Here is a 1,485-nt window from a genome sequence, read left to right as displayed (position 1 = left end):
AATAAAACCATGTCAGACTTTTCAAGAAGAAAATTCCTTAAAACGGGAGCCGCCGCTTTAGCAGGCATCACCATTGCTCCCAGCTCTATCTTAGGTATGAGCCACGGGCACGTTTCACCAACCGACAAACTGAACCTCGCAGCCGTAGGTATCGGAGGTATGGGACACGCCAACATCAACAATGTGAAGGGCACCGAAAACATCGTAGCCCTCTGTGATGTGGACTGGAAATATGCCAAAGGCGTATTCGACGAGTTCCCCAAAGCTAAGAAATACTGGGACTACCGCAAGATGTACGACGAAATGGGCAAATCCATTGACGGTGTCATCATTGCCACTGCCGACCATACTCACGCCATTATCACGGCAGACGCCATGACAATGGGCAAACATGTATATTGCCAGAAACCGCTGACACACTCCGTATATGAATCCCGTCTGCTGACCAGACTTGCCGCTTCCACCGGAGTAGTAACCCAGATGGGTAACCAGGGAGCATCAGGCGAAGGTACCGACCTTGTTTGCGAATGGATCTGGAATGGAGAAATCGGTGAAGTGACTAAAGTGGAATGCGCCACCGACCGTCCTATCTGGCCGCAAGGACTGAATGCACCCGAAAAGGCGGACCGCATCCCCAACACATTGAACTGGGATCTTTTCACCGGACCTGCCAAACTGAATCCGTACAACAACGTTTATCATCCCTGGAACTGGCGCGGATGGTGGGATTACGGTACAGGTGCATTGGGTGATATGGCCTGCCATATCCTGCATCAGCCGTTCAGAGCTCTGAAACTGGGTTATCCTACCAAAGTGGAAGGTTCTTCTACATTATTACTGAGTGCCTGCGCTCCTCAGGCCCAGCATGTGAAAATGATTTTCCCCGCCCGCGACAATATGCCGAAAGTTGCCTTGCCGGAAGTGGAGGTACACTGGTATGACGGCGGTATGATGCCGGAACGTCCGAAAGGTTTCCCGGAAGGAAAACAGCTGATGGGCCCCGGTGGCGGTCTGACCATTTTCCACGGAACAAAGGACACATTGATTTGCGGCTGCTACGGAGAACAACCTTTCTTGTTGTCAGGCCGTGTGCCCAACGCACCGAAAGTATGCCGCCGTGTCAAATGTTCCCATGAGATGGACTGGGTACGTGCTTGCAAGGAAGACAAATCCAACCGCGTGATGCCGAAAGCGGATTTCTCCGAATCGGGACCGATGAACGAAATGGTAGTAATGGGTGTATTGGCTATCCGTCTGCAAGGCTTGAACAAGACACTGGAATGGGACGGCGCCAACATGTGCTTCACTAATATCGGTGACAATGAAACACTCAGAACCTGTATCAAAGACGGATTTACGATTCATGACGGTCACCCGTCCTTCAACAAGACCTGGACAGATCCGATCAACGCGAAACAATTCGCAGCCGAACTGGTGAAACATAATTATCGTGAAGGCTGGAGACTGCCCGATATGCCACGATAA

At 51.2% G+C, this 1,485-nt stretch carries 1 protein-coding gene; it reads left to right on the top strand.

The features are described from left to right. Nucleotides 1–9 precede the first annotated feature (9 nt). Nucleotides 10–1,485: a glycoside 3-dehydrogenase gene (locus BLW31_RS23685; RefSeq protein WP_010539392.1), complete on the top strand. Its 1,476-nt coding sequence runs from the start codon at nt 10–12 to the stop codon at nt 1,483–1,485.

The sequence above is a fragment of the Bacteroides faecis MAJ27 genome, assembly GCF_900106755.1.
In the GTDB taxonomy this organism is placed as follows: domain Bacteria; phylum Bacteroidota; class Bacteroidia; order Bacteroidales; family Bacteroidaceae; genus Bacteroides; species Bacteroides faecis.
The sequence above is the reverse complement of the archived record's forward strand: the minus strand, read 5'-3'. Positions and strand labels throughout refer to the sequence as shown.

Bases quoted from the DNA above. Each gene is read 5' to 3' on its own strand.
- BLW31_RS23685 (WP_010539392.1), top strand. From the start codon at position 10: ATGTCAGACTTTTCAAGAAGAAAATTCCTTAAAACGGGAGCCGCCGCT.